The following is a 23,938-nucleotide window of genomic DNA, read 5'->3' as shown; positions in this document are numbered from 1 at the left end:
CATCGGAACCGGGCGGGCCGTGCCGGCTCGATGCGTGACGTCGCGCGCCCTCGATGCGCGGCTGGGGTTTGGCGATGGACATTTCGAGGCCGCGACCGGCGTCATCGAACGCTATGTCTGCGACGCCGAATCGCAGGTCGACCTTGCTTGTGCCGCAGCCCGTCTGGCGCTTGCCGATGCCGAACTTGAGGCAGGCAGTGTCGATCTGGTCATCGGCGGTTGCGGCGTGCCTTACCAGCCGTTGCCGTCGACGGCGCCGCTGGTCATGCAGCGCCTCGGCCTTGCCGATGGGTCGGCGGCCGCTTTCGACGTCAACAGCACCTGCCTGGGCTTCCTCACAGCCTTCGAGACCGCGTCGCGCCTGATCGAGGCCGGGCAATGCCGGACGGCGCTGGTGTTCTCGTCTGAAATCGCCTCGCGCGCGCTGCCGTGGCAGGACCAGCCGGAAATTGCGGCCCTCTTCGGCGATGGCGCGGCGGCCGCCGTGCTGCAACAGGCAGCCCCTGCCGAGGGTCGAGTCGCGGCCAACCTGATGCGCACCTACCCTTCCGCCTATGAGGCCTGCAGCATCGGCTCCGGCGGCACCCGGTTCGACTTTCATCGTGAGCCTGAGGAATTCGCCCGCCACAGCCTGTTCCACATGGAGGGTAAGGAACTGTTTCGCGTCACGTCACGCCATTTCAACGGCTTTGTAGCGGAGTTGCTCGATCGCGCCGGCTGGCGGCACGACGATGTCGACCTCGTCGTGCCGCATCAGGCGAGCCCTTTGGCGCTCGCCCACATGGCGCGCCAGACCGGCTTCGCCAGGGAAAAGCTCGTCGACATCGCGGCGCGCTACGGCAATCAGATCGCCGCTTCCATCCCGTTTGCGCTCGATGTCGCACGCCGCGAACAACGCATTGGGCCGGGCGCCAAGGTGCTGTTCCTCGGCACCTCGGCCGGCGTGTCGTTCGGCGGCATGGCGCTGGAAGCATGACCGTGGGACGCGTCCTCGTCACCGGCGCCAGCGGCTTCCTCGGCGCGCATATTATGGCGCGGCTGGCGGCAGTGGGCACACCGGCGCTGGGTCTTGGCAGGGACGCCAAACGCTGCGCCGCGCTCGAAGCCGCTGGTCATCGGGTCGTTCGGCTGGATTTGTCTCAACCATTCGATGCAGCTGCCGCGCGCGCTCTCGACGGCGTCGATGCGATCATCCACTGCGCGGCACTTTCCGCGCCCTTCGGCAGGTTGGCGGGTTTCCAGACGGCAAATGTCACAGCTACCCGCAACCTCAGCGATTTCGCGCGCGGGCAAGGCGTGCGCCGCTTCGTCCATATCTCCAGCCCGACGGTCTGTTTCGCCTACCGCGATCAGCTCGATGTCAGCGAAGATGCGGCCTTGCCGCCTCCAGTCAACCACTATGCCCGCACCAAGCGGCAGGGCGAGGAGATCGTTCTGGCGGCGCCCGAAACCGGCCCGGTGGTGCTGCGGCCGCGCGGCCTCTACGGTCCCGGCGATCGCACGCTGCTGCCGCGTCTGCTGCAGGTGGCACGGCAGCGCCCGCTGCCGCTGTTTCGCGACGGCAGGGCGCGCATCGATCTCACTTATATAGAGGATGTCGTCGATGCGGTCTTTGCCGCGCTGTCCGCCGGGAGCGCTGCCGAGGGACAGATATTCAACATCTCCGGCGGCGAAGTGGTGCCGGTCCGCCGCATTGCCGAGGCGGCCTGCGCCCGCGCCCTCGTGCAGCCGCGCTGGCGCAGAATGCCGCTCTGGCCCGCCATGCTGACGGCCGGGATAGCGGAGGCGGTAGCGAACATATTGCCCGGCCGCCCGGAACCGCCGGTGACGCGCTACGGTCTTGGCCTGTTCGCCTATGCGCAGAGCCTCGATCTTTCCAAGGCAGGCCGCATCCTCGGCTGGGCGCCGAAAGTGTCGTTCGAGGAAGGGCTCGATCGCACATTCGGCAAGGCGATGGAAAGCAGGAGGGCAGCGTGAAGATCGTCTTCGCCAACAGCGCCTCTGTCAGCGCAGCTGAGCGCCTGATCCTGCGCGGCGGCAGCTGGGCGAAGGTCAGGCTACGTGTCCGCTACGGCCTGATCATGCATCCGCGAGCCGGCCCCGTCCTGATCGACACCGGCTACACGCCGCATGTGACACAAGGCAGTGGGCGCAGCACGGCGCTGCGTCTTTACAGTGCGATCCTCCGGCCTCAGCTCAACGAAGCCGAGCAGCCGCTCGCGGTACTGGCGCGCTTCGGCCTGTCTTTGCAGGATGTGCGCACCGTCATCGTCACGCATTTCCATGCCGACCACATGTCGGGCCTGTCGCTGTTTCCCAACGCTCGGCTTATCGCCAATGACACCGCCTGGGCGCGGGCGAAGGCCAAGACTTCCCTGCAGAATCTGCGCCACGGCCTTTTCAAGGAACTGTTCCCGCCCGATTTCGAGAGCCGGCTCGACGTGCTGTCGTCGAAGCGGCGGATCGAACCTCGCGGCGGCGTGCCAGGCGGCGCCGATCTGTTCGGCGACGGCAGCGTCGTCGCAGTCGATCTGCCCGGCCATGCCGATGGCCAGTTCGGCCTTTTGTTCCCCAATCTGGAGCGGCCACTGCTCTACGCCGTCGATGCGCAATGGCTGATCAGAGCATTGGTGGAAAACCGGACGCCCGGTCTGCCGGCTACTCTGCTGGCCGAGGACGCCACGGCGCTTGAGCCGACCAGCGCAACGCTGCGCCGGTTTATGGCGTCCGGCGGCGAGGTAGTGCTTTGCCATGATCCGGCGTTGACGGCGTATGATCTTGCCGGACGGGGCGCATGAACGGGCCGGCCGAAGCGATCCGCTCGTTTGCGCTGACGCAATGGGTTTCGCGCAAAAGCCGCGAGAGTTTCGAGCGCTGGCAGGCGCAAGCCTTGCGCCGCTTTCTCGACCGCGACCTGCCGCGCGCGCCGTTCTACGGCAAGGCGCCACGTCACCTCGGCGACCTCCAGGTGATCGACAAGGCGACGGTGATGGGCAATTTCGAGCGCTTCAACATTCATGGCGGCTCGGCCGCCGAGGCCTGGAAGGCGCAGGCCGGCGATGGCCGCATTGGCGAACTGACAGTCGGCGCCAGCACCGGCACGTCGGGCAATCGTGGCCTGTTCATCATTTCCGAAGCGGAAAAATACCGCTGGCTGGGCACCATCCTGGCCAAAGCCGTGCCCGATCTGCTCTGGCGCCGGCAGCGCGTTGCGGTGATCCTGCCGCAGAACACCGGGCTCTACGACAGCGCGCGCAAATCGCGGCGTATCGACCTGCGCTTCTTCGATCTGACGCGCGGTCCGGAGAGCTGGCGCGGCGCTCTCGAAGATTTCGCGCCGACGGTGATCATCGCGCCACCGAAGATACTGCGGCACTTCGCGGCCGAGGGCTTTCGGCTCAAGCCGCAGCGTGTCTTCAGCGCCGCCGAAACGCTCGACCCGGTTGACCGGCCGGTCATCGAGGCATTCTTTGGTCGTCAGCTCGACCAGATCTACATGGCGACGGAAGGGCTGTTCGCCGTCACCTGCCGCCAGGGCGGGCTGCATCTGGCCGAGGATTCGGTGTTCTTCGAGTTCGAACCGGCCGGCGACGGCCTGGTCATGCCGCTGATCACCGCCTTTCGCCGCCGGACCCAGATCATGGCGCGCTACCGGATGAACGATCTGCTGCGGCTGTCCGAAAAGCCATGCCGCTGCGGCTCGCCGCTGCGCACGCTGGACGAGATCGTCGGCCGCATGGACGACGCTTTCCGGCTCGCCTCGCCGCACGGGCAGCTCCTCGTCACGCCCGACATACTACGCAATGTGTTGCTCAAGGCCGACCGGCGCATTGACGATTTTCGCCTGGTCCAGACCGCTGAAGATGCAATCGAACTTAGCCTGGCCCCCGGGCTTGCCGACGAAGCCGCCACCGCCGCCCATCAGGCCGTGCGCAATTTGCTGGCGGCGCGCCAGGCGACAGCTTCGGTCAGCCTTGTTCGCAGGGACCTGCCGTTGGAGACCGGCCGCAAACTGCGTCGGGTCGAATGCCACCTGGGAGCGGCATCATGAACCGGCTCGCTATGTTGCCACTCGATCAGACGAACCGGGTAGAAAACAACCCGCGTGAGGTCGAAGCCTTCGTTCAGCTTTTTAACGAGGTGCCGGTGCGCGACCTCGTGCGAAATCTGACGGTCGCCGTCGAGGCCTTCGAGATCGCTGGCCGCTTCTTTCCACTGACGCTGAACGACAGAAGCGAGGCGCCGAACTGCTATATCTGCTGCCCGTCCAGCGCCTATATCGACTACGCCATCGACGAGACCCGCAATTTCGTCTCGTCGCCCATGCTGCAAAGAGCAATCCGCATGTTGATTGGCCTGTGCGCGCCGCTGGTCAGGATGAGCGGCCTCGACCATCAGGTTCAGGTCAACAACTGGCTCTATTCGACCAATCCGGTGCCGCTGCTCGATCGCAACGCGGTCGCTGCGATCCGCGACGATCTCACGGCGCGTTTTCCCGATCGCGCTGTTCTCATCCGCTCCCTGAACGAGATCGCCGATCCCTCGACAATCGCAGCGCTGAAGGCAGAGGGTTTTCGAATGCTGGCGGCGCGGCAAATCTACATCTTCGCCGGCCGCGGTTCGGCTATGACCAACGACATGAAGCGCGACCGCAAGCGGCTGCGCACGACGCCGTTCGAGTGGGTCGGCAATGGCGACTTCACCGAGGCCGACTATGCGCGCGCCGAAGCGCTCTACCGGATGCTCTATCTCGACAAATACACGCCACTCAACCCGCACTACACCGCCCGCTATATCGGCGAGACGCACCGTCGCGGCATCCTGCAACTGGCAGGCCTGCGTCGTCCCGGCGGTGAACTGGTCGCCGTCGCCGCTTTGTCTCAGAACGGCAGGACCTTGACGCAGCCAATCGTTGGCTACGACACAAGTCTTCCAGTGAGCGAAGGGCTCTACCGCATGATGATGGCGATCGCACAGGACCATGCGATGGCGCACGGCCTGTTCTTCAACATGAGCGCCGGTGCCGCCGCCTTCAAACGCTTGCGCGGCGCCGTGGCAACGGTGGAGTACAACGCCGTCTATGCCGGCCATCTTCGGCGCCGCCAGCGCGCTGCAGTGCGTATCATGGAATTTGTGCTCGCGAAGATCGGCATCCCTCTGCTCAGGAGATTTGAACTTTGAGCGAAGCCCAGCAGCAAAAAGACAAAGACTATTGGCAGGCGGTAGTGCGGTCAGTCGATATCAAAGGCAAGCCGAAGCGCATCCTGTTCGATGGCACGCCGCTGGTGCTATTCCGCTCGGCGCAGGGGATTGCAGCCCTCTTCGACCGCTGCGCTCACCGCCTGGTCGAACTCTCGACCGGCAAGGTCGTCGGTGGCGAGATCGAATGTCCCTATCATGGCTGGCGCTACAATGGGGAAGGGCGCTGCACCGCCATTCCCGGCCATGTCGGCGACGTCCCGCATTACCGTATCCGCCGCTACAGCACGATCGAGCGCGACGGCGTCGTCTTCGTCTCGGCAGGCACGCCTGAGGGCGAGCCCTATCTCCATTGCATGCAAGGCAAGGATGTCGTCGTGAAGCGGGTGCGAAGCTCGGCGCGATCGACGGTGCTCGACGCCGCCGAGAACATTCTCGACGCCACTCACACCCACTTCACCCACAAGGGTGTGCTGCGCGGCCTGACCGCAAAGCGCCATCTCGTGCGCGTCGAGGTGACCGGCGGCAAGGGTTGGGTCGAAAGCTGCTACACCGGCGAGGACCGCCAACAGGGGCTGGTCAGCCGGCTGCTGGAAGGCGAGCGCGCCAGGACCATCGGCCGCTACCGCCATCCCGGCATCGTCGAACTCGAATATTGGGGCAAGGGCGGCTTGGCGCTGGCGACCACTTTCCATTTGCGTCAGGCGGACGAACGGACCGTCGAAGGCGTCGGCTGGCTGATCGGCCCGCGACAGGGCCTGTTCGGCGAACTCAAGGCGCTTGCTTTCCGGCCGCTCTTTGCCTTTGCCCTGCAGCAGGATCGCCGTGTGCTGAAATCGGCCAGCGCCAACGCCCGTATATGGCCGCAGGTTCAGCCGGCGATCGGCCCGCTGGATTTCCTGCGCCGCGACATAGCGGCGATCATCGACGGCAAGATGCCACCGACGGCGGCAGAGCCGAGGGTGTACCAGATCGAGCTGTAGGAAAGCGCTCTATTCAGTCCTGCTCCGGCCCATTCCACTCGATATCGCGCGTCGACGCGGCCTGAAGGCTGATGCGCTGGCGCAGTGCTGTGCCGGCGATCTCGGCCAGCGTGCGCCACTGCGCCCGCTTCGGCGCGGGGTCGCCCGGCCAGTCGAGCAGCTCATCGGCATCGTGCATCGCCTGGCGAAAGCTGCCGAGACCACCGGAGCGCAGTGCCGCCGGCATCCCGTAGATCCACATCGCAAGCCTCACCGTCTGCGGCGCCGTCACGTCGGGCTTCACCTCGGCGCCATCCTCCAGGACCGCGTCGGCGAAGCGCCGCGGATCGCGAAAGAAGTGCAGGCCGCTCACGGCGCGCGGATTGCACTCCAGTGGCAGCACCCTGCCGTTGTTCTCGCGCATCAGGTCGAAGGATATCTGGCCGGTCCAGCCGGCGCCGGCGACGAAGGTTTCGACGAAGCGCCGCGCCGCGATATCCTCGACCGGCTCGAAACAGATGCCGGCGCCCTTGCCGGCGCGATAGAGCGAACGGTAGAGCGCCAGCGCTTTGAGTTCACCCTCGATCGCCACCGCATAGGCGCTGATCTCTTCACCGGCGACGTAGCGCTGCGCCACCCAAGGAGCGGCGGGCGAGGGGCGGACGGCGTCGAGTTCGTCCGGCGATGGCCGCAGCAGTACGTCACGGGCAAAACGTGACCACACAGGTTTGAACACCAATTCGCGCGATTGGCCACGAACGCCGTCGAGATCGGCCTCGCTTTGCAGCAGTATCGTTTCCGGCACGTCGAGCCCAAGGCTCTGCGCCAGCCGGATGAAGGCATGCTTGTCGTGAACGCGGGCGAGCATCGCCATCTCGGGTGCGAAGAGGCGGGCCGGCATGGCGCGGTGCTGCCAGAGACGACCGAGATAAAAGACTTCCTCGCAGGTCGGGATAACGAGTTCAATGCCTTCCGCGCGGACAAGCGCTTCCACCGCCTTGGCATAGGCGTCGGCGGCAAAGCGCGGCGGCGGCAGGCGATGGTAGGCGGCGCAGGCCGTGCTCGCTGCGGCGATCGGCCGGGCCGGGCTGTCGGCCAGGATCACCCGGCGACCGGCGCCATGCAGCAGCCGCGCCAGGTGCAGCGCCACCGGCGCGCGGGCACCGGTGATCAGCACGGTGCTATTGGGCATGAGCCACCGGCATCGGTTGGAAAAGACGAGTCGATGCTTCTGCGGAAGGCTTCATTCGCCATAAGTGCCACATGGCTTGCGTGCCGCCAACGCACTCCACAAAGGTGGCTCCGCTGCGTCAGCCATCGCTTTTTGGCCTTCGGGGCGTTATTGGCAATCTGTCGAACACCCGGATCTCCTCAATGCGCTTTCTGTTTGTCCTGATACTGCTTGCCGGCGCCGCCAGTGGCTTCGTCTATCCCTGGGCCATGAGCAATTTCTCCGGCCACGAGATCGGCACCTGGCGCGTCTACGACCAGGGACGGTTTAGGCCTGTGACGGTGACGCTGAAAGCTGGCGACGCGCCGGTCAGAGTGCTGGTCGACCTGACGGCAAAGGCCGAGCGCATTGTCTCGCAGCAGCGCACCGTGCTGACGCTGACTGCCGCCACAGCCGGGCGCACGGTGCTTGCCTCGACGCTGCAATTCAACCACGCCGACAATCCGCGCCAGGTCAGCCCGCAACTGCCCGACAAGATCTTTCGCGACGAGGCCGGCGTGATCGAAACCGTCAGTCCAGGCGCCTATCTCTTCACCGCCGGCCCGGGCGACGCCGACGATATCCCGATACGCGCAGTGGATCTGATACTGCGCTCCGGCGCCGGTGAGATCGATCAACGCGCACGGCCGGTTGGCTATGGGCTGATGGCCGTCGGCCTGATCGGCTTCCTGCTTACTCTGGCTTTCGGCGGTCGCCGGCCGGAGAACCCGAACTCGAAGCCGCCACCGCCGCGTTGGGGCAGAGGCTCCTCGACATGAGCGCAGCATGAACTACCGTCACGCCTATCACGCCGGCAATTTCGCCGACGTCGTCAAGCATGTCGTGCTCAGCCTTCTGCTCGACTATCTGAAGCAAAAGGACAAGGCGTTCCGTGTCGTCGACACTCATGCCGGCATTGGCCGCTACGATCTTTCGTCGGCGGAAGCGCAAAAGACCGGCGAATGGCAAGGCGGCATCGGCCGCCTCATCCACGCCCCGATCGAAAAATCGGCGGCTGCGCTGCTTGCCCCCTATCTTGAAGCGGTGCGTTCGCTCAATCCCGATGGCGGGGTGAAGAAATATCCGGGCTCGCCATTGATCGCCAGGTACCTCATGCGAAAGCAGGACCGGTTGTCGGCGATCGAATTGCACGACGCAGATGCTGCCAGGCTGAAGACGCTGTTTGCCGGCGATTTCCAGACAAGGGTGATCGAACTCGACGGCTGGCTGGCGCTTGGCGCGCATCTGCCGCCAAAGGAAAAGCGCGGCCTGGTGCTGATCGATCCGCCGTTCGAAGAAGCCGGCGAATTCGACCGCCTGGTCGACGGAATGCAGAAAGCGCACAGGCGCTGGCCGGGTGGCATCTACGCGCTGTGGTATCCGATCAAGGACCGCAAAGCGATCATCGCCTTCCGCAAGGCGCTCAAGCAATCCGGCGTTCCAAAACTGCTCGACATCGAGTTCGAGATCCGGCCGGCATCGCGTGAACCAAGCCTCGACGGCAGCGGCATGGTGGTGGTCAACCCGCCCTTCACGCTGGAGCGCGAACTGCGCATCGTGCTGCCGGTCCTGCACAGATTGCTGGCGGTCGAAAAGCCGGCGCACTGGTCGCTGGAATGGCTGGCCGGGGAGTAGCGACGCTTCGCAGCGGGCGACGCCCGCGGCAAAGACACAAAGTCGCTAGAAGTTTTGACGGTGGCGCCATCCGCGAATGCTCAGCTGTGTTCAACGAACCGAAACCATGGAGATGCACATCTAATCGGCTTGGCGTTGACGCTAATCCCAGAATCAGATAGATAGATGTCTAATTATTAGATTTCGAATCGAAGCCAAGATCGACAAAAAAGGAACGGGTCAACGCGATAGGCTTCGCGATGTCGCGCTGGCAGGATGCCGTTGAAACGTTCGATGGGACCGTTGCCGAAATCTATGTGCTGAGCGCTGCCGAGCGCCGCTGTCTCGGCGCGATCAGTCACGGCCCGCGGCCGGCAAACGTCGTAGCGAGGGAGACAAATCTCACGCCGGCGGCGGTTACGACGTTGATTGACCGGCTGGAAAAGCGCGGCTTCGTCAGCCGCCAGCCGGATCCCGATGACAGGCGCAAGGTCATGGTCGCGGCGGGCACCGAGGAACTCGTCCGGCGCTGCTACCATCCGATCCTCGAGGCGGGCGACGCATTGCTGGAGAAATATTCGGCGGCCGAGATGCAGTTTTTGCTCGGCTTATCAAGAGGTCGAAGCGATGCAGAAGGCGCAGACCGAGAGGGTGCGCGGCAAAGCAAAACCGGTGCGTTGAGAGAAGGCATCGGAGGATGGTCCGGCGCAACGCCGGTCCGGTTTCAACTGTGTACTGTCAAGGAGACGCTATGCCCCGTATGATCTTCGTCAACTTGCCCGTCGCCGACCTCGCTGCGTCGATGGCCTTCTACAAAGCTCTCGGTTTCGACAACAACCCGCACTTCACCGACGACACCGCAGCCTGCATGGTGCTGAGCGAAACGATCAACGTCATGCTGCTCACCCATGCCAAATGGCGTCAGTTCACCGATCGCCCCATCCCACCGGCCACCTCGAGCGAGGTCATGCTTGCCGTGTCCTGCGACAGCCGCGCGGCGGTCGATGCGATGAATGAGGCGGCGGCTAAAAATGGCGGCGCCGCCGACATCAACGCCCAGCAGGATTATGGCTTCATGTACAATCGCAGCCTGGCCGATCCTGACGGCCACGTCTGGGAAGCGATGTGGATGGACCCGGCCGCCATACCGCAGGGCGACGCCAAGCAAGGCTGAACCGGGTTTCGGCGGCCCGCCGGCCATGGGCAGGCCGCTTTTCCTAATGGGCAAGGCGAGCTTTTTCAAACGTCAGGACGTGGTTTCGCAGCTTCGCACCGGAAAAACCGGTTGCGGAGCGGGAAACCATCGGCAGCGCGACCGCTTGACCGCGCGCCGCCGAATCCGCAAAGTGGGCGCAGTCGACCTTTGAGAGGCTGCCATGACTCGCTTTGCCAAATCCGCTCTTGCTGCCCTGATTTCGCTTTGCACGCCGCTGGCCGCACCCCTCGGCCAGCCAGCGCAGGCCGCCGATCTTTCCGTCTATTCCGACGAGGACAGCGGCGTTTGCGGCGAGGCCTGGGTGCTAAGCAAGATCTCCAGCCGCTTCTCCTACCAGGTGCATCACGTGCCGCATCTGCCGGATGTTTCGATCACCGATTTCCAACGCATCCACCAGCATCGCTATCTCCCGGCCAGCGAAGAATGGCCGATCGGCCGCCGCTATTGCGGCGCCACCGTCAGCCTTTCCGATGGCCGCGCCCGCACCATCTGGTACTTGATCGAGGAAGGCCAGGGTTTTGCCTCGATCGGCGACAATGTCGAATTCTGCGTCTCGGGCTTCGACCGCTGGATGGTCTACAACGGCCGCTGCCGCGTCCTGCGCTAAGGTCGGATAAGAACCGCCGTTGAACCTGCTATCTCCCGCAAGGGGAGATCTGATGTCGCTCCGGTTTCGCCAATCTCCGAACTGCTGCCGCTGCCTCACATCGCCTTCCCACCAGATACGTAAGCGCAGATCAGCTCGACCAACTGCTTCTGCAGTTCCGGCAAGTCGAGCATGTCTCGCCGCGCGGCATTGTGGATGACGCCCTCGACCGCTGAGGACAGCACCCGGGCCACGGTCTCATTGTCCTTTCTGCGCCTGCGATATTGCGCCACCGCCGCCGTGTAGTGATCAAGATAGCGCGACTGGAACGAGGCATGGGCGGCGCGTGAGCCGCGATCGCCCGGCGCCTCGTCGAGCAGCACCTGATGCAGCGTCGGATGGATGCTGTGCGCATCGATCATGCCGCGCACCAGCTCCTGCGCGAATCGTTTGAGCGGCTTGTCGCCTTCTGTTGATTCGGCGATCACCGACAGCACCTGATCGAAATGTCGCCGGCGAATTGCTTCGACCAGCGACAGCTTGTCGGGAAAATATTGATAGAGCGAGCCGATGCTGACGCCGGCCGCATCGGCCACCTTGTTGGTGGTGAAGCCGGCCCAGCCGAGCGCGCTTAGAACATGAGCACCGGCTTCGATGATCGCCTCGACCGTCGCTCTCGAACGCGCCTGGCGCGGCTGCTTGCGCATGCGTGAGCGCGGCTTTGCAATGCGAGTAGACATGTCTGCTCCAGCAGCCAAGAATATAGATAATATACTCACATTTTTTGCAAAGGATACAGACCATGGACGCGCTGGATTTGCTCCGCAGCCTCTTCGTTTATCAAGCCTGGGCGAATGGTGAATTGCTGCAGAAGCTTGCGGGCCTCGACCAGCAGGAGCATGTCGATCAGCGCCACACGGCGACCCGTCTCATCAACCACAACCTTGTCGTATCGAAGATATTCGCCGCGCATCTTTCCGGCACGCGTCATGGCTATGCGTCCGACAACACCGAGGACACACCGGCACTCGATGAATTGAGCGCTGATGTCGCTGCGGTGGATCGTTGGTATCTCGACTATATCGAAGCCGTCTCGCCAAAGCTCATGTCAGAGCCTGTGCCTTTCACCTTCACCGACGGCGACAGGGCGATGATGTCACGCCAGGAAATGCTGACACATGTCGTCACGCATGGCGGCTATCACCGCGGCGAGATCGGGCGGATCCTGATGCAGATCGGCATTGCGCCGCCGTGGGATACGTTTGCCGTCCACCTCCACCACGCCGAGCCTTCGCGCCGGCTGCAGGTGCGCGAACGGGTTGGCGCTTAGGGGCCCGCACCCGTTGGCTTCCAAGGGACCGCGGCTTCCCGGGAGGAGGATTCCCCGATCTTTCGTTTCCCATTTCCGTTGGGCATCTCTTGCGCCGAAGCTGGCGACCTCCCTTCTCGTCTGGGAAACGTCCAACACAACAGGCTGTCCCTTCAAGTACTGTCTTTCCTGGCTTCCATCCAACCACTTTCGATATACGAGTAAAAAGCTCGCGTTTAGTTTAGTGCTGTTCCTGCAACCGTGGGGATGAAGCAAGATCAGCCTCTGCGGTGCGATGATTGTTGCCATCCAATAGGCCGCCGATGACCGCGTGAGATCGACGGCGTTGCAAGAGAATGTGAGCTTGACGAGAAGAACGTGTGAGTCGCGATATCAGAGATTTCTCTCGCAACAGTTCGCTGCGAAGCGGGAAGATTTCTTGCCGATTTCTGTGCCGATCATTGCGATCATGCTCTCAGCGTAACCGAAACTTAATCTGCGAAATTCTATGTAATGCTTCGCTGGCTAGATACGCACGAGTCAGATATGCATTAGCTCGCCGGGTCACTCACGGCCATCGGCACAAACGCAAGGGGCATCGCATGGCAAAGACCACGACGAAGGCGCCGGCGGCGAAAGCGCCGGCAAAGAAAGCGGCACCGAAAGCTGCCGCGAAACCTGCAGCAGTAAAGAAGGCAGCACCGAAGGCAGCGGCAAAGCCGGCCGCCAAGGCAGCGGCAAAGCCGGCAGCTAAGGCAGTAGCAAAACCCGCCGCCAAGGCAGCAGCGAAACCCGCCGCCAAGAAGCCGGCCGCCAAGGCTGTGGCGAAGCCTGCTGCGAAGGCAGCAGCCAAGCCCGCCGCCAAGAAGCCGGCAGCCAAGGCAGCGGCAAAACCCGCCGCCAAGGCTCCGATGAAGGCCGCCGCCGCCAAGTCGACGGCAGCTGTGAAGAAGGCTGCACCGGCCAAAAAGCCAGCCGCCAAGAAGAAGTAACGACGTTCCATCTCAAAGCTCCCGGGAACTTTGCCGACTGGCAGATTCCCGGGAGCTTTTTTGTGGTGATTTAGGCCTTGTTTTGATCCATGTCGTTCTCTCGAAATTGAGGCCACTTCTGTGAGACATGCATTGGCGATTTCATTGTCGGCGGATTGGCCGCCTGGTTTTGCCCTTCTGGCAGTTGCTCCCTCAGGGAAGATCGGCCAACACTAAGGCGGTCGCATTCGATGGGGTTCAGGCGACGCGCTCTAGACCTTTGTTTTACGCGCGTCGTTCTCAAGACCGGAGCCGCATTGTTGAGCGACATGCACTGGCCGTCCGAAAACAGGGAACCGATCATGCCGAAGCTGCTCTACGCGTCCTCATCCCCCTACAGTTCCAAGGTGCGCATGGCAGCACTCCATGCCGGCATTGCCGTCGAGCTGGTGCCGGTCAAGACCGAGGACAAGCCTGCTGAACTGATGTCAGCCAATCCCCTCGGCAAGATTCCGGTGCTGGTGCTCGACGACGGCCGCTCGATCCACGACAGCCGCGCGATCACTCAGCATCTCAACCGCGCTTCCAAGAGCCTGTTGTTGCCGCGCAATGCCGACAAGCGCCTCAAGGCCGAAGTGCTGGAGGCGCTGGCCGACGGCATATGCGACTGCGCGCTGTCGATGGTCTATGAGCGGCGCACGCGTCCGGAGGAGATGGTCTATCAACCCTGGCTCGATCGCCAGTGGACCAAGATCACCGCCGCACTCGATTTCCTCAACGCCAATCCGCCGAAGCTGCCGAAGAAGATCACGCTTGGCCAGCTGGCGTTGCGTGCCTGCCTCGGCTATCTCTCTCTGCGCTTCGCCGGCAAATGGGAAAAGGGCCGCGGCCGCCTGACCCGCTGGGCAGCGCGTTTCGATGAGAAGTTTCCGGGGCTGAAGGTGGCTGTGCCGGCCTGACGGGCGAAACAAAAAAAGCCGGGCGCGAGGCCCGGCTTTCTTGTGTCGTGGCTTGAACGACAGTTAGAACTTCATACCGACGCCGAAGGTGACGCGGTTGTCGCTCTCTTTGACCTTGGTGCCGACACTGTCGAAGCTCTTGGAACCGAAGTCGGTGTAGCGGTACTCGACACGGCCGAACACATTGTCGGTGATCTTGATGTCGGTGCCGACGCCGGCCGTCCAGCCGAGCATGGTGTTGCTGTCGCTGTCGCCGGGGACCGAGACCTTCTGGTTCTTCAGGGCGCCGCCGCCGGTGCCGTAGAGCAGGATTTCCGGGGTCACGGCGTAACCCAGACGGGCGCGCAGCGAGCCTTCGAAGCCGCCCTTGGAATTGACGCCGCCGCTGTCACCCTTGACGCCATTGTAGCCGAGATCGGCTTCAGCACCGTACACGAAGTTTTCCTGCTGCCACTGGTAGCCGCCGAAAACGCCGCCGACAAAGCCCTTGGTCTTGATGTCGGGGCCGCCGTCCTGGACTTTGGCATGACCGCTGAAGCCGTAGCCGGCGCTGAGACCGGCATACGGGCCGGCCCAGGAAGCGACGGGGAGCTCGGCGATCGGGGCCGGCGCCGGGGGCTCTTCCGAGACGACATCGGCAGCAAAAGCGGTACCGCTGAGGGCGAAGAGCCCGAGCGCAACCGCGAGCGGCGCGAATTTGAGATTGGTTTGCATTGTTGTTTACTCCTTAAGCCACAAGACACGTAGGCCTGTTTGTCCTGAGCGCCATCAACCCGTCCGGGGGGTGAAACGGATCTGGCACTCAACGGTTCCGAATGTCGTGTCAAAATGCGGCGGCAGCGAACCTGAAAATGGGTCATTCCCCGGCACGAATGAGGCCGAAGCTTGACGTTGCATCTTCGCAACAGCGAAATGTCAGTACGCAGGCGATGCTGCACTGCACTCGGCTTGGTGCAACGGGTTCAGCGTCCTATATTGCGGTCCTGCCGACCCGAATCCGGGGCGGTGCCGGCGGCGAAAAAGCCGTTTCGCCACATTCCTGCCCCAGGTGGAAACGGCATTTAACCCCTGGACGCGTCACAATGTGCCGCCAGCCGAATTGAGGCGCAGATTGAGGATTGACAGATGATCGAAGCCGCCGGAACGGCGCTGGTGACGGGCGGGGGGAAGCGGATCGGCAAGGCGATCGTCGAGGATCTGGCCGCGCACGGTTTTGCCGTCGCCATCCACGCCAACCGCTCGACCGCCGAGGCCGACGCGCTGGCTGCGAACATCAGGGACGGAGGCGGCCGCGCCGGCGTGGTAGCCGCCGATCTGACCGACATGGATGCGGTTGGCGATCTCGTCGGCCGCGCCGCGGCAGCGCTCGGCCCGGTCACGCTTCTTGTCAACAATGCGTCGCTGTTCGTCGACGATAGCGTCGAGGACTTCGACTGGGCGGCATGGGACCTTCACTTCGCCATCCATGTGAAGACGCCGGCGCTGTTGGCGCAAAACTTCGCCCGCGCCTTGCCGCCAGGGCAGGAGGGGCTGATCGTCAACATCATCGACCAGCGCGTCTGGCGGCCGACGCCGCGCTATTTCTCCTATGCGCTGTCGAAGTCGGCCTTGTGGACGCAGACCGAAATGCTGGCACAGGCGCTCGGTCCGCGCATCCGCGTCAACGCCATCGGTCCCGGTCCGACGCTGAAGAATGCGCGCCAGGACGATGATGATTTCCAGAAGCAGGTCGACGGCCTGATTCTGAAGCGCGGCCCGCAATTGGCCGAATTCGGCGCCACCATCCGCTATCTCTGGGATGCGCGCTCGGTGACCGGCCAGATGATCGCGCTCGACGGCGGCCAGCATCTTGCATGGCAGACGCCGGATGTGACAGGCATGGTGGAATGAGTCCCGCAGACCAGAAACACAAGACGCGCGCCGGCGCCGCCGACGATATGCCGCCCGAGATCAACCTTGAGGATGAAGCGGTCGAGGAGATCGTCGAGCCCGAGGCCACCGGGCCCGATGTCGCCTTCACAGCGATAGACTGGGCGCCGCATGCCGGCGACGCCGACGGCATGGTCGGCGCCGAGGTCATCCAGACATTGGTCAAGCGGCTGCCCAATGCGCCCGGCGTCTACCGCATGATGAACGCTGCCGGCGACGTGCTTTATGTCGGCAAGGCGCGCAGCCTGAAGAAGCGGGTGACCAACTACGCCCAAGGCCGGTTCCACACCGCCCGCATCGGCCGCATGGTGCGCGAGACATCGACGATGGAGTTCGTCGTCACCCGCACCGAAATCGAAGCGCTGCTGCTCGAGGCCAATCTCATCAAGCGCTTGCGGCCGCGTTTCAATGTGCTGATGCGGGACGACAAGTCGTTCCCTTACATCCTGTTGACCGGCGATCACGTCTCGCCCGGCATCTACAAGCATCGCGGTGCGCGATCGCGCAAGGGCGACTATTTCGGACCTTTTGCGTCGGCCGGCGCGGTCGGGCGCACCATCAATTCGCTGCAGCGCGCCTTCCTGCTCAGGAGCTGCACCAACTCCTTTTACGAAAACCGCACCCGGCCGTGCCTGCTCTACCAGATCAAGCGCTGTGCCGGTCCATGTACCGGGGAGATCTCGCATAGCGACTATGCCGAGCTGGTCAGCGAGGCGAAGGATTTTCTGTCGGGCCGCAGCCAGAAGGTGAAGACCGAAATCTCTGCCGCCATGCAGCAGGCCTCGCAGGAGCTCGATTTCGAACGCGCCGCCATTTATCGCGACCGGTTGGCTGCACTGTCCCATGTGCAGAGCCATCAGGGCATCAACCCGGCCACGGTCGACGAGGCCGATGTCTTTGCCATCCATCAGGAGGGCGGCCAGGTCTGTATCCAGGTGTTTTTCTTCCGCACCGGCCAGAACTGGGGCAACCGCGCCTATTTCCCCAAGGCCGATCCGGCACTGGAGGGGGCGGAAGTGCTGGGCTCGTTCCTGGCGCAGTTCTATGACGACAAGCCGACGCCACGGAACATCCTTCTGTCGCGAGGCGTCCAGGATCAGGAACTGTTGGCCGAAGCGCTGTCCACCCGCGCCGGCCGTAAAGTGTCGATCTCGGTGCCGCAGCGCGGCGAGAAGAAGGATTTGACCGACAACGCGCTGCAGAATGCCCGCGAGGCGCTCGGCCGCCGCCTGGCCGAAACCTCCACGCAAGGCCGGCTGCTCGCCGGCTTTGCCGAGACCTTCGGCCTGCCGAAGCCGCCGGTGCGCATCGAGGTCTATGACAATTCGCATATTATGGGCACCAACGCCGTTGGCGCCATGGTCGTCGCCGGGCCGGAAGGGTTTGTGAAGAACCAGTACCGCAAATTCAACATCCGCTCGACCGAGATCACGCCCGGTGACGATTTCGGCATGATGCGCGAGGTGATGGAACGGCGCTTTTCGCGGCTGCTGAAGGAACATGGCGATGTCGTTCCCGACGACGCGGCAGCCGGTGGAGCAGGCGACGACATCGAAGAAGACATCTCCGGCAGCTTCCCGGCCTGGCCCGACGTCATCCTGATCGATGGCGGCCAGGGCCAGATGAGCGCGGTGCGCAAGATCCTCGCCGACCTCGGCATCGAGGATCGCGTGGCGGCCATCGGCATCGCCAAGGGCCAGGACCGCGATGCCGGCCGCGAGCGTTTCTTCGTCAGAGGCAGGGACTCGTTTTCGCTGCCCGTCCGCGATCCCGTGCTCTATTTCGTCCAGCGGCTGCGCGACGAGGTGCATCGCTTCGCCATCGGTTCGCACCGCGCGCGGCGCAAGAAGGAATTGGTCAAGAGCCCGCTCGACGAGATCGCCGGCATCGGTCCCGGCCGCAAGCGCGCGCTGCTGCTGGCCTTCGGCACTGCGAAGGCGGTCAGCCGCGCGGCAGTCGAGGATCTGGTCAAGGTCGACGGTATTTCAGAGCAGGTCGCCAAGCTCGTCTACAATCATTTCCATGAGAGCTGAGCGCCGGTGACGCCGCTGTCCCGATCAAATGGCAGCAGCCGTTCTTTTCTCGCAGGCCACTCGAATCCCGGCAATCGCGCGCTATTTTCGTCTGGCCAATCGAATCTCGCCTGTTGACCCCCTACATCCGGTTCTGATTTGAGTACGCAGGCAGAAAGAGTCCCTGAGATATGGCCAAGCGCGCGTTCAACCTGCCTAACATGCTTACCTATGCCCGCATCGTCGCGGTGCCGCTGGTGGTGCTGTGCTTTTTTCTCGAGGGGCATCTGAAATCGAGCGACTTCGCCCGCTGGTCGGCGTTGATCATCTTCCTGCTGGCTTCGATCACCGACTATCTCGACGGCTATCTGGCGCGCGCCTGGCAGCAGACGTCCAACATCGGCAAGATGCTGGATCCGATCGCCGATAAACTGCTGGTCGCCACCTGCCTGCTGCTGCTCGCCGCCGACACCGACCGCCATGCCGGCATCGCAGGCTGGTCGTTGTGGGCGGCAATCATCATCCTGTGCCGCGAAATCCTGGTTTCGGGGCTGCGCGAATATTTGGCGGCATTGAAAGTCTCGGTGCCGGTGACGCAGCTCGCCAAATGGAAGACCGCCATCCAGATGGTCGCCATCGCCTTCCTGCTGGCCGGGCCTGCCGGCGACAAGATCTTCCCGCTGACCACGCAGACCGGACTGGTGCTGCTGTGGATCGCAGCCCTCGTCACGCTCTACACCGGCTACGACTATTTCCGCGCCGGCCTCAAGCACATCATGGACGAGTGAGATGATCACCCGGCTCATTTATTTCGCCTGGGTGCGCGAACGGATCGGCAAGCCGGAAGAGGATGTCGAACTGCCCGCCGGTATCGAGACGGTGGCCGACCTCCTGCGCTGGCTGAAATCGCGTGGCGAGGAATATGAGCACGCGCTGCAATATCCTGATGTGATCCGCGTCGCCATCAACCAGGAACATGTCGAGCATCGCGAGAAGATAGCCGGCGCGCGCGAGATCGCGCTGTTTCCGCCGATGACCGGGGGCTGACACCATGTCCGGCGCGCCGACGGTGCGCATCCAGCGCGACGATTTCGACGTTGCCGCCGAGATCGCGAAACTGACCGGGGGTCGCGCCGACATCGGCGCCGTGGTGTCCTTCTCAGGACTTTGCCGCGACGAGCAGGGCCAGCTGTCGGCGCTGGAACTCGAGCACTATCCAGGCATGGCCGAGGCCGAAATCAGCCGGATCGCCGGCGAGGCGCTTCAGCGCTGGCCGTTGCAAGGCCTGACCGTCATCCATCGCCACGGCAAGATCGCATCGGGCGAAAACATCGTGCTGGTGGTGGCGGCGTCCTCGCACCGGCAGGCGGCGTTCGAAGCGGCCAATTTCCTGATGGATTTCCTGAAATCGCGTGCACCCTTCTGGAAGAAGGAGCACCGCGTGGACGGCACCGATGGCGGCTGGGTCGAGGCCAAGGACGCCGACGACCAGGCTGCGGCGCGCTGGAAGGCGCGGCCCGAATAAATCTCGGCGCAGCCATGTATTGACCGCATTCCCTTGGCCAAATCGCATCGGCAAAAAGGGAGCAAGGGCATGCTGGACAGGATCGCCGAATTCTTCGTCTTCGGTTTTGTGCCGCTGGTTATCGGCGTTCTGGCCGTTCCCGAGCCTTCCGTCGCCGCCGAGAAAACCCTGAAGGGCGAGGTGATGTATCGCGAGCGCATCGCGCTGCCGCCCAACGCCGTGCTGTCGGTTCAACTTGCCGATGTATCGCTGGCCGATGCGCCGGCCGCCATTGTCGGCGAGCGCAAGGTAGCGCCGGCCGGCCAGGTGCCGATCAAGTTCGAGATCAGCTTCGATCCAACGGTGATCCGGCCCAACATGACCTATGCGCTGCAGGCGCGCATCACCGCCGACGACAAGCTGCTGTTCGTCACGGACTCGCGCTATCAGGTCGATCCGCTCAGCGAGGCGCCGCACGCCATTGTGCTGAAAATGGTGGCGCCGAGCGACAAGCCGACCTCGGCCTCGCTGTTCGGCCAGAGCTGGCTAGTCGAATATATCGACGGTATCGGCGTGATTTCGGAGCCGCAGGCGACGTTCCGGGTCAGCGAAGCCGGCAAGGCGGGCGGCAGCGGCCCGTGCAACGCCTATTTCGCCACCGCCAAAGTCGATGGCGAGACCATCGTCATCAGCGACATCGGCTCGACCTACAAGGCCTGCGCGCCGGAGATCATGGCCGAGGAAAAGGCCATGTTCGAGGCGCTCGCCAAGGCGGCGTCATACCGTGTCGATGGCGGCAAGCTGATCATCGCCGACAAAGACGGCCGCGACATTTTGCGATTCAACGCAGCGAGTTGATCACGGGCAGCAACGAAAAAGGCCGGCAATGAGCCGGCCTTTTTATTCAAAGCTGATGGTCGGCTCAGCCGACGATCTCGGTGTCGGAGAACCAGTACTTGATCTCCTGCGCGGCGGTTTCCGGCGCGTCGGAGCCGTGCACGGAATTCTCGCCGATCGACAGCGCGTGGACCTTGCGGATGGTTCCTTCGGCGGCGTTGGCGGGGTTGGTCGCGCCCATCACTTCGCGGTTCCTGGCAATGGCGTTTTCGCCTTCCAGAACTTGCACGATGGTCGGCGCCGATGACATGAATTCCACCAGTTCGCCGAAGAACGGACGATCCTTGTGGACGGCGTAAAAGCCTTCGGCCTCGCGGCGGCTCATCCACACGCGACGTGAGGCGACGACGCGCAGGCCGGCCTCTTCCAGCATCTTGGTGATGGCGCCGGTAAGATTGCGCCGGGTCGCGTCCGGCTTGATCATGGAAAAGGTGCGTTCGAGCGCCATGGGGTCGTCCTTGTCTTGAGATGGAAAGTCTTGAGATCGGAATGTGGAGTGGCGGGCTCTATACAAGCCGCCCGGCCCATTGCCAAGGGGAGGCGCCCCGGCAGCGTTATTCGACCGCGACCGCCCGCATGGCCGTTCGCAACGCTGTGGTCAAAGGCAAGGCTTTGCGGGAAAATGGCGATTGCGCAGGCACGCACGGTTTCGAAGGGAAACCAGCGGAATGGAAAGACATCGGACCATGTTTGACGGGACGCGCTGGCCCTACCACCACCTCAGGCCGGGCGACATAAAAGGGAGCCTATTGATTATCGGCATTTTTGCTGCCGTGGGCCTTGTTATGCTGCTCTTTCCGGGACTCCGCACAGATACGAACTTCGGCTTCGGCCCCGAATGGCAATGCACGCTGATGCCGAAGGGCGACCCGATCTGCGTCAAGCTGGTCGGCAAAGAGGGCGCGAAGTGACTGTCAGTATCACTACCGCCTGATAACAACGGGCGGCCGCCGGCGCTCCCAGCCCTCGCGCTCCAGCGTCGGCATCTCATGCTCCTCGCTGGGATAGCCGAGGCAGAAATAGCCGATCAGCGTCCACTCAGGCGGGGTGTCCAGGATTGCGGCCATCTCGGCGGCGTCGAGGATCGACACCCAGCCCATGCCGATGCCTTCCGCCCGCGCCGCCAGCCACAGTGTGTGCACCGCCATGACGGCCGAATAGTCGATGGTCGCCGGCATGGTCATGCGGCCGAGCCCGTGGCCCTGTTGCGTCGTGCGGTCGGCGAAAACCGCGAACTGGCAGGGCGCTTCATTGAGACCGGCGAGCTTCAGCCGGGCATAGAGAGCGGCGCGCTCGCCCGAAAAGCATGCCAGCGCCTCGGCATTGCAGCGCTCGAAACAGTCTCTCACCGCGCCCCGCCGCTCGGCGCTCTCGACCACCACGAAGCGCCACGGCTGGCTGAGACCGACGGACGGCGCGACGCTGGCAAGCTCCAGCAGCCGCTCCAGCGTATCCTCGGGCAAAGCCGTCCGCTCGAAGCGCCGCACATCCCGGCGCCAGCGCAGCAGCGTGACCAGCCCGGCGCGAAAATCATCGGTGAAATCGGGGGGTGGTGGCATGGCGATCAGGAGACTTGTGTGGGGAATAGGCAGTAGGCAGTAGGCAGCAGGCAGTAGGCAGTAGGCAGTACAGCGCTCAGACCCTATTGCCTACTGCCTATTCCCTAAGCTGCTGCCGCCGCCTCCTTCCAGCAATGCCGGTTGAGCGGACGGGTCGCGTCGTGTCCGACGAGTTCATAGAACAGAATGGTCATTGGCGGCTGCGTCCTCGCGGTCTAATTAGGCGCCTGCGGCTGAAGCGGAACTCGTCGGCGGGAAAAAGATGAAACAGCATTTCATGATGTTCGCGGCCTACAATCAATGGGCCAATGGCCGCATCTACGATGCCGTCGCCGCACTTGACGAAGAAGAGTTCAACCGCGATGTCGGCGCATTTTTCGGCTCGATGATGGGCACGCTCAACCATCTGCTGGCCACCGACCGCATCTGGATGAAACGCTTCACCGGCGAGGGTGACGCGCCGACGAAGCTCGACGCCATCCTGCACCGCGCATTGCCTGGTCTAAAGCTGGCGCGTGAGGCCGAGGACAGGCGGATCGTCGACTGGGTCGGCGGTTTGACCGAAAAGGCTTTGTCCGGCCGCTTCTCCTACATGACCGTTTCCGACATGCGCACCGTCTCGCAGCGGCTGGCGCCGGCGCTGGGACACGTCTTCAACCACCAGACCCATCACCGCGGCCAGGCGCATACCATCCTGACCATTCTCGGCCGGCCTTCGGTGCAGCTCGACCTGGCGTTTTTCCAACGCACCGACGAAGGCCGCGCCTACGCCTGATCTCCTGACCGCGCTTCCCGTTTAAACGCACGGGAGCGTTAACCGGTGCATTTGCGCGGCCGTCGATGCCCGGCACCAGCTCTGGATCCAAGCCGGGTTTGAGGACCCTGTCGGCACAACGCTGCCCGGTGACTGGGCCAGATGGCTGGGCTGTCAGTGGCCCGCCTTTTGTGGGCCTTCGGCTCCAGGCCGCCGCAGCCACAACCCGCTCCAACTCCGGTGGAATTTCTGTCGAGAGAATTAAACAAAGTTTAAATATTGAAGCAAAAACATATTTTTTTTTAGCAGACCAGTGCACGCCTTGAGAACTACAATCCTTATTCTTGGAAAAAATAAAGAAACTATAAGGAAGACTCGTGCGTAGCTGTGAGTGCATAAGCATATGTCTGCTTTGGTTTGCTGGCATGTTGCAATGCACAAAGCAGAACGGCAACAAGGAGAGTGTCATGGTTAATATCACTCAAAAAATCGCTAGAACACTGGCGGCGGGTGCAATTATCGTCATTTTTGCCGCTCCCGCGAATGCAGGCGGCGGAATTGGCGTCGGTGTCGGCGCATCTATCGGCGGTGCTGGCGGCATCAATGCCGGTGTTGGCGCTTCGATCGGCGGCAGCGGCGGGGTCAAGGCCGGTGCCGGCGCCTCGGTTGGCGGCAGCGGCGGTATCAAGGCGGGTGCTGGCGCAACGGTCGGCGGCAATAGCGGCGTTACAGCAGGCCTCGGCGCCTCAGTCGGCGGTAGCAGCGGCATTAAGGCTGGCGCTGGCGCGACGGTCGGCGGAGCCGGTGGCATCAATGCCGGTGTTGGGGCCACGGTCGGCGGCAGCGGAGGTATCAATGCCGGTGTCGGCGTCAACGTCGGCAGCGGCATCAACGTCGGTGTCGGCGTCGGCATTGGCGGAACGCCGGGCACGCCCGGTACCCCCGGCACTCCAGGAACTCCTGGAACACCAGGCACCCCTGGGACACCCGGTATCGTCGCCAGCATGTCGAACAGCCAGCTGACACGTATGAAGAAGCGCTGCGTCGATGTGCTCGCCAGCGAGGGCACCTACGACAGCGATCTGCGGCAGCTATGCCTTATGATCTCGCGTCGCTGAGACAGGTTTCGCCGGGAGTGTCGAGCCAGCCGTGAGGCTTTACGGCACTCTCCTACCGCATGGCCCAGACTTCCCGAGGGACATGCGCTGACGAGAAGCCTCCGGCCAGTCGGAAAGCCCGCCGCGCAAGTGGCGGGCT

General features: G+C 63.4%; 28 protein-coding genes. 23 read left to right on the top strand and 5 right to left on the bottom strand.

Annotation, left to right across the window (positions count from 1 at the left end):
• The first annotated feature begins 34 nt into the window (after positions 1-34).
• The 6 genes from NLY33_RS26010 to NLY33_RS25985 are packed head-to-tail and all read left to right on the top strand — an operon-like array spanning position 35 to position 6,182.
• Complete coding sequence (locus tag NLY33_RS26010) at positions 35-976, top strand: 3-oxoacyl-[acyl-carrier-protein] synthase III C-terminal domain-containing protein (protein ID WP_245261185.1); 942 nt, start codon at positions 35-37, stop codon at positions 974-976.
• Positions 973-1,977 carry an NAD-dependent epimerase/dehydratase family protein gene (locus tag NLY33_RS26005; protein ID WP_031196565.1) on the top strand — a complete coding sequence of 335 codons (1,005 nt, stop codon included), beginning with the start codon at positions 973-975 and terminating at the stop codon, positions 1,975-1,977. Before NLY33_RS26010 ends, NLY33_RS26005 begins: the two co-directional genes overlap by 4 nt.
• A complete protein-coding gene (locus tag NLY33_RS26000) occupies positions 1,974-2,798 on the top strand; it encodes an MBL fold metallo-hydrolase (protein WP_023705349.1) in 825 nt (274 codons plus the stop codon). The genes NLY33_RS26005 and NLY33_RS26000 overlap by 4 nt, the downstream gene beginning before the upstream one ends.
• Complete coding sequence (locus NLY33_RS25995; RefSeq protein WP_023705348.1) at positions 2,795-4,051, top strand: F390 synthetase-related protein; 1,257 nt, start codon at positions 2,795-2,797, stop codon at positions 4,049-4,051. The genes NLY33_RS26000 and NLY33_RS25995 overlap by 4 nt, the downstream gene beginning before the upstream one ends.
• A complete protein-coding gene (locus NLY33_RS25990; protein ID WP_023705347.1) occupies positions 4,048-5,181 on the top strand; it encodes a GNAT family N-acetyltransferase in 1,134 nt (377 codons plus the stop codon). The genes NLY33_RS25995 and NLY33_RS25990 overlap by 4 nt, the downstream gene beginning before the upstream one ends.
• A complete protein-coding gene (locus NLY33_RS25985; RefSeq protein WP_023705346.1) occupies positions 5,178-6,182 on the top strand; it encodes a Rieske 2Fe-2S domain-containing protein in 1,005 nt (334 codons plus the stop codon). The genes NLY33_RS25990 and NLY33_RS25985 overlap by 4 nt, the downstream gene beginning before the upstream one ends.
• A gap of 13 nt (positions 6,183-6,195) precedes the next feature.
• Here the strand turns inward: NLY33_RS25985 and NLY33_RS25980 are convergent, their stop codons facing one another.
• On the bottom strand, positions 6,196-7,353 hold the full coding sequence (locus tag NLY33_RS25980) for an ATP-grasp domain-containing protein (protein WP_027048820.1): 1,158 nt from the start codon (positions 7,351-7,353) through the stop codon (positions 6,196-6,198).
• A gap of 182 nt (positions 7,354-7,535) precedes the next feature.
• On the opposite strand from NLY33_RS25980, the gene NLY33_RS25975 reads away from it, so the two are divergent.
• From NLY33_RS25975 to NLY33_RS25955, 5 genes are all read left to right on the top strand, one after another.
• Positions 7,536-8,150 (top strand): hypothetical protein, encoded by a 615-nt coding sequence (locus tag NLY33_RS25975; RefSeq protein WP_023708607.1) that lies wholly within the window; start codon positions 7,536-7,538, stop codon positions 8,148-8,150.
• A gap of 7 nt (positions 8,151-8,157) precedes the next feature.
• Entirely contained in the window at positions 8,158-9,006 is an 849-nt protein-coding gene (locus NLY33_RS25970; RefSeq protein WP_023705344.1) for a 23S rRNA (adenine(2030)-N(6))-methyltransferase RlmJ, read from the top strand.
• 239 nt (positions 9,007-9,245) lie between these two features.
• Entirely contained in the window at positions 9,246-9,749 is a 504-nt protein-coding gene (locus tag NLY33_RS25965; protein ID WP_023705343.1) for a MarR family winged helix-turn-helix transcriptional regulator, read from the top strand.
• A complete protein-coding gene (locus NLY33_RS25960; protein WP_023684718.1) occupies positions 9,737-10,159 on the top strand; it encodes a VOC family protein in 423 nt (140 codons plus the stop codon). The genes NLY33_RS25965 and NLY33_RS25960 overlap by 13 nt, the downstream gene beginning before the upstream one ends.
• 202 nt (positions 10,160-10,361) lie before the next feature.
• On the top strand, positions 10,362-10,808 hold the full coding sequence (locus NLY33_RS25955) for a hypothetical protein (protein WP_023673457.1): 447 nt from the start codon (positions 10,362-10,364) through the stop codon (positions 10,806-10,808).
• Positions 10,809-10,903: 95 nt separating this feature from the next.
• On the opposite strand, the gene NLY33_RS25950 is transcribed toward NLY33_RS25955, so the two are convergent.
• Positions 10,904-11,527 (bottom strand): TetR/AcrR family transcriptional regulator, encoded by a 624-nt coding sequence (locus tag NLY33_RS25950; protein WP_027048822.1) that lies wholly within the window; start codon positions 11,525-11,527, stop codon positions 10,904-10,906.
• A gap of 62 nt (positions 11,528-11,589) precedes the next feature.
• Between NLY33_RS25950 and NLY33_RS25945 the strand changes: the two genes are divergently transcribed.
• The 3 genes from NLY33_RS25945 to NLY33_RS25935 all read left to right on the top strand — a co-directional run bounded on the left by NLY33_RS25945 (position 11,590) and on the right by NLY33_RS25935 (position 14,026).
• Positions 11,590-12,117: a DinB family protein gene (locus tag NLY33_RS25945; RefSeq protein ID WP_023705340.1), complete on the top strand. Its 528-nt coding sequence runs from the start codon at positions 11,590-11,592 to the stop codon at positions 12,115-12,117.
• Positions 12,118-12,698: 581 nt separating this feature from the next.
• Entirely contained in the window at positions 12,699-13,088 is a 390-nt protein-coding gene (locus NLY33_RS25940; RefSeq protein WP_023673454.1) for a hypothetical protein, read from the top strand.
• A gap of 341 nt (positions 13,089-13,429) precedes the next feature.
• On the top strand, positions 13,430-14,026 hold the full coding sequence (locus NLY33_RS25935; protein ID WP_023705339.1) for a glutathione S-transferase family protein: 597 nt from the start codon (positions 13,430-13,432) through the stop codon (positions 14,024-14,026).
• 63 nt (positions 14,027-14,089) lie between these two features.
• Here NLY33_RS25935 and NLY33_RS25930 read toward each other — a convergent pair whose 3' ends face one another.
• Positions 14,090-14,740, bottom strand: coding sequence for an outer membrane protein (locus tag NLY33_RS25930; RefSeq protein ID WP_023673452.1), 651 nt, complete (start codon positions 14,738-14,740; stop codon positions 14,090-14,092).
• A gap of 411 nt (positions 14,741-15,151) precedes the next feature.
• Between NLY33_RS25930 and NLY33_RS25925 the strand changes: the two genes are divergently transcribed.
• The 6 genes from NLY33_RS25925 (at position 15,152) to NLY33_RS25900 (ending at position 20,329) form a co-directional block, all read left to right on the top strand.
• Positions 15,152-15,916 carry an SDR family oxidoreductase gene (locus tag NLY33_RS25925; RefSeq protein WP_023705338.1) on the top strand — a complete coding sequence of 255 codons (765 nt, stop codon included), beginning with the start codon at positions 15,152-15,154 and terminating at the stop codon, positions 15,914-15,916.
• Positions 15,913-17,988 (top strand): excinuclease ABC subunit UvrC, encoded by a 2,076-nt coding sequence (uvrC, locus tag NLY33_RS25920; RefSeq protein WP_023705337.1) that lies wholly within the window; start codon positions 15,913-15,915, stop codon positions 17,986-17,988. The genes NLY33_RS25925 and uvrC overlap by 4 nt, the downstream gene beginning before the upstream one ends.
• 170 nt (positions 17,989-18,158) lie before the next feature.
• Positions 18,159-18,755, top strand: coding sequence for a CDP-diacylglycerol--glycerol-3-phosphate 3-phosphatidyltransferase (pgsA, locus tag NLY33_RS25915; protein ID WP_023673449.1), 597 nt, complete (start codon positions 18,159-18,161; stop codon positions 18,753-18,755).
• Between the two features lies 1 nt (position 18,756).
• Positions 18,757-19,014 (top strand): molybdopterin converting factor subunit 1, encoded by a 258-nt coding sequence (gene moaD, locus NLY33_RS25910; protein ID WP_023673448.1) that lies wholly within the window; start codon positions 18,757-18,759, stop codon positions 19,012-19,014.
• A gap of 4 nt (positions 19,015-19,018) precedes the next feature.
• A complete protein-coding gene (locus NLY33_RS25905) occupies positions 19,019-19,492 on the top strand; it encodes a molybdenum cofactor biosynthesis protein MoaE (RefSeq protein WP_023684727.1) in 474 nt (157 codons plus the stop codon).
• 69 nt (positions 19,493-19,561) lie between these two features.
• A complete protein-coding gene (locus NLY33_RS25900; protein WP_023705336.1) occupies positions 19,562-20,329 on the top strand; it encodes a YbaY family lipoprotein in 768 nt (255 codons plus the stop codon).
• Positions 20,330-20,393: 64 nt separating this feature from the next.
• Here the strand turns inward: NLY33_RS25900 and ndk are convergent, their stop codons facing one another.
• On the bottom strand, positions 20,394-20,816 hold the full coding sequence (ndk, locus tag NLY33_RS25895) for a nucleoside-diphosphate kinase (protein WP_023705335.1): 423 nt from the start codon (positions 20,814-20,816) through the stop codon (positions 20,394-20,396).
• Positions 20,817-21,054: 238 nt separating this feature from the next.
• On the opposite strand from ndk, the gene NLY33_RS25890 reads away from it, so the two are divergent.
• Complete coding sequence (locus NLY33_RS25890) at positions 21,055-21,279, top strand: hypothetical protein (protein ID WP_023754715.1); 225 nt, start codon at positions 21,055-21,057, stop codon at positions 21,277-21,279.
• A 12-nt stretch (positions 21,280-21,291) separates the two neighbouring features.
• On the opposite strand, the gene bluB is transcribed toward NLY33_RS25890, so the two are convergent.
• Complete coding sequence (gene bluB, locus NLY33_RS25885) at positions 21,292-21,927, bottom strand: 5,6-dimethylbenzimidazole synthase (RefSeq protein WP_023705333.1); 636 nt, start codon at positions 21,925-21,927, stop codon at positions 21,292-21,294.
• Between the two features lie 262 nt (positions 21,928-22,189).
• Here bluB and NLY33_RS25880 point away from each other — a divergent pair, with 262 nt between their 5' ends.
• Both NLY33_RS25880 and NLY33_RS25875 read left to right on the top strand, forming a co-directional pair.
• Entirely contained in the window at positions 22,190-22,702 is a 513-nt protein-coding gene (locus tag NLY33_RS25880; protein WP_023705332.1) for a DinB family protein, read from the top strand.
• A gap of 446 nt (positions 22,703-23,148) precedes the next feature.
• Positions 23,149-23,799: a hypothetical protein gene (locus tag NLY33_RS25875; protein ID WP_023689083.1), complete on the top strand. Its 651-nt coding sequence runs from the start codon at positions 23,149-23,151 to the stop codon at positions 23,797-23,799.
• Positions 23,800-23,938: the final 139 nt, after the last annotated feature.

The sequence above is a fragment of the Mesorhizobium sp. C432A genome, assembly GCF_030323145.1.
Taxonomy (GTDB): domain Bacteria; phylum Pseudomonadota; class Alphaproteobacteria; order Rhizobiales; family Rhizobiaceae; genus Mesorhizobium.
Note: the sequence above shows the minus strand (reverse complement) of the source record. Positions and strands in the feature narration are given on the sequence as shown.

Excerpts from the sequence above, each read along its gene's own strand:
- NLY33_RS25975 (WP_023708607.1), top strand. The coding sequence starts at position 7,536 with ATGCGCTTTCTGTTTGTCCTGATACTGCTTGCCGGCGCCGCCAGTGGC.
- NLY33_RS25890 (WP_023754715.1), top strand. The coding sequence starts at position 21,055 with ATGTTTGACGGGACGCGCTGGCCCTACCACCACCTCAGGCCGGGCGAC.
- ndk (WP_023705335.1), bottom strand. The coding sequence starts at position 20,816 with ATGGCGCTCGAACGCACCTTTTCCATGATCAAGCCGGACGCGACCCGG.
- NLY33_RS25970 (WP_023705344.1), top strand. The coding sequence starts at position 8,158 with ATGAACTACCGTCACGCCTATCACGCCGGCAATTTCGCCGACGTCGTC.
- NLY33_RS25905 (WP_023684727.1), top strand. The coding sequence starts at position 19,019 with ATGTCCGGCGCGCCGACGGTGCGCATCCAGCGCGACGATTTCGACGTT.
- NLY33_RS25875 (WP_023689083.1), top strand. The coding sequence starts at position 23,149 with ATGGTTAATATCACTCAAAAAATCGCTAGAACACTGGCGGCGGGTGCA.
- NLY33_RS25995 (WP_023705348.1), top strand. The coding sequence starts at position 2,795 with ATGAACGGGCCGGCCGAAGCGATCCGCTCGTTTGCGCTGACGCAATGG.
- NLY33_RS25950 (WP_027048822.1), bottom strand. The coding sequence starts at position 11,527 with ATGTCTACTCGCATTGCAAAGCCGCGCTCACGCATGCGCAAGCAGCCG.
- NLY33_RS26005 (WP_031196565.1), top strand. The coding sequence starts at position 973 with ATGACCGTGGGACGCGTCCTCGTCACCGGCGCCAGCGGCTTCCTCGGC.
- NLY33_RS25955 (WP_023673457.1), top strand. The coding sequence starts at position 10,362 with ATGACTCGCTTTGCCAAATCCGCTCTTGCTGCCCTGATTTCGCTTTGC.
- NLY33_RS25945 (WP_023705340.1), top strand. The coding sequence starts at position 11,590 with ATGGACGCGCTGGATTTGCTCCGCAGCCTCTTCGTTTATCAAGCCTGG.
- pgsA (WP_023673449.1), top strand. The coding sequence starts at position 18,159 with ATGGCCAAGCGCGCGTTCAACCTGCCTAACATGCTTACCTATGCCCGC.
- NLY33_RS25980 (WP_027048820.1), bottom strand. The coding sequence starts at position 7,353 with ATGCCCAATAGCACCGTGCTGATCACCGGTGCCCGCGCGCCGGTGGCG.
- NLY33_RS25960 (WP_023684718.1), top strand. The coding sequence starts at position 9,737 with ATGCCCCGTATGATCTTCGTCAACTTGCCCGTCGCCGACCTCGCTGCG.
- NLY33_RS25925 (WP_023705338.1), top strand. The coding sequence starts at position 15,152 with ATGATCGAAGCCGCCGGAACGGCGCTGGTGACGGGCGGGGGGAAGCGG.
- NLY33_RS25930 (WP_023673452.1), bottom strand. The coding sequence starts at position 14,740 with ATGCAAACCAATCTCAAATTCGCGCCGCTCGCGGTTGCGCTCGGGCTC.
- NLY33_RS25935 (WP_023705339.1), top strand. The coding sequence starts at position 13,430 with ATGCCGAAGCTGCTCTACGCGTCCTCATCCCCCTACAGTTCCAAGGTG.
- NLY33_RS25940 (WP_023673454.1), top strand. The coding sequence starts at position 12,699 with ATGGCAAAGACCACGACGAAGGCGCCGGCGGCGAAAGCGCCGGCAAAG.
- NLY33_RS25900 (WP_023705336.1), top strand. The coding sequence starts at position 19,562 with ATGCTGGACAGGATCGCCGAATTCTTCGTCTTCGGTTTTGTGCCGCTG.
- bluB (WP_023705333.1), bottom strand. The coding sequence starts at position 21,927 with ATGCCACCACCCCCCGATTTCACCGATGATTTTCGCGCCGGGCTGGTC.
- moaD (WP_023673448.1), top strand. The coding sequence starts at position 18,757 with ATGATCACCCGGCTCATTTATTTCGCCTGGGTGCGCGAACGGATCGGC.
- uvrC (WP_023705337.1), top strand. The coding sequence starts at position 15,913 with ATGAGTCCCGCAGACCAGAAACACAAGACGCGCGCCGGCGCCGCCGAC.
- NLY33_RS25880 (WP_023705332.1), top strand. The coding sequence starts at position 22,190 with ATGAAACAGCATTTCATGATGTTCGCGGCCTACAATCAATGGGCCAAT.
- NLY33_RS25990 (WP_023705347.1), top strand. The coding sequence starts at position 4,048 with ATGAACCGGCTCGCTATGTTGCCACTCGATCAGACGAACCGGGTAGAA.
- NLY33_RS25965 (WP_023705343.1), top strand. The coding sequence starts at position 9,246 with ATGTCGCGCTGGCAGGATGCCGTTGAAACGTTCGATGGGACCGTTGCC.